Source organism: Delftia sp. ZNC0008, from assembly GCF_000799035.1.
Taxonomy (GTDB): domain Bacteria; phylum Pseudomonadota; class Gammaproteobacteria; order Burkholderiales; family Burkholderiaceae_C; genus Comamonas; species Comamonas tsuruhatensis.
Window position 1 is genome coordinate 1 of sequence record NZ_JTKZ01000038.1, and the last position, 1,341, is coordinate 1,341.

Here is a 1,341-nt window from a genome sequence, read left to right on the forward strand (position 1 = left end):
TCTGGCTGGCCTGGCGAGGGGCTGCAGTTCAGCGGCAGATAGCGTGGCGGGGTGGGTGGCTGGCCGCCCTGGCAGCTCCAGTCCTGGCTGGGCATGTTCAGCTGCAGCAGGACCTGGGTTCCTGAGAGCACGCCCATCTGGCTGTCGCGCACGATGTCCGCCTGCAGCACGAAGGGCCTGGGCGAACTCATGCGCACGCGGGGCTCGGCAATCTCCGGTGCCACGCTGGCGATGTCCTGCGGCCAGCTTTCATGCTGGCGCACATGCTCCATCAGGGCCAGGCGCCACAGGATGATTTCGTTCCAGACCCGCCCTGAACTTTCCGCGCCCTGCAGGCTGCCGCGGGTAACGGGGTTGTAGCGGGGCAAAAGTATGGCGGTGCCTATGAACAGCGTGAACAAGGCCAGCAGCGCGGCGCGCCAATAGGATCGGGGCAGCTGCAGAAGGCGGGCCGGGCCGCTCATGCCTGCAGCACTGCCATTGCGGCTTCGCGGGCGATGTCGCAGCGCCAGTGCAGGTGGGCGCCCTCGCCCGCTCCGCGCACCTGCAGCAGGTTGCCCCAGAACAGGCGCCGCAGCACGGCATCCTGCAGATAAGGCCGCGCACGGCCCAGCGATGCCGCATCCACCAGGCTTCGCAATTGATCGCGTGCGGCCGGCTCCTGGGCCAGTGGCAGCAGGGTCTGCCACAGGCGCGCACTGGCCACCAGATGGGCGCGCAGCAGTGGCGAGTGCACGGCAGCGATGCCCACACCCTGCTCCACCAGCCATTGCAGCGCTTCCTCGAAGAGCGCGGGATGCCCGCCCGTCAGGGCCTGCAATGCCACGATGACCTCGGCCGGCCAGGCTGTTGCCGGCCAGCGCTGGCGCGCCATCAGGGCCAGGTCTTCCTGCGTGGGATCGGGCCAGTGGGCCACCTGGCCGATGTTGAGCAGGGACAGGTCGCCGCTGCGGTACTTGAGGTCGGCCAGCGCTTCGCTGCCGCACAGCAGCAGGTGCAGGCGGCCGCTGTGCATTTCGCTGAGGCTGCGCAGGATGCCGGCCAGCGTCTCGCGCAGTGCGGCCGTGCCTTGCTCGAAACGGCTGACCAGGCAGAACAGGCGGCCGCCTGCCAGCAGGCGCTTTTCCAGCAGGGCCTCGAATTCGTAGTCCGAGCCCACCTCGCCCAGCCCGCACTGCCGGCCCAGGGCCGCAAAGTAGTCGGCCGGGGCCGTGCTCACGCTGTACGGCGGCTGGATGTGCAGTACCGCCTCGGCGCCGTACTGGGCGCGGGCACGCAGCAGCAATTCCTGGCGGAACGGGGGCTGACCCCAGTGCGCGGGAGACAGCAGCATGGTGATGG

Annotated in this window: 1 protein-coding gene and 1 pseudogene; both read right to left on the reverse strand. The window is 69.4% G+C overall.

Translation table 11 applies throughout. The annotated features are described in order from the left end of the window. Positions 1-464 (reverse strand): annotated as a pseudogene (locus tag L995_RS01200) (ATP-binding protein); the annotation flags it as partial. Then, positions 461-1,341: hypothetical protein (locus L995_RS01205; protein WP_047468337.1), on the reverse strand; the 881-nt coding region annotated here is incomplete at its 5' end. The pseudogene L995_RS01200 and the gene L995_RS01205, both read right to left, overlap by 4 nt.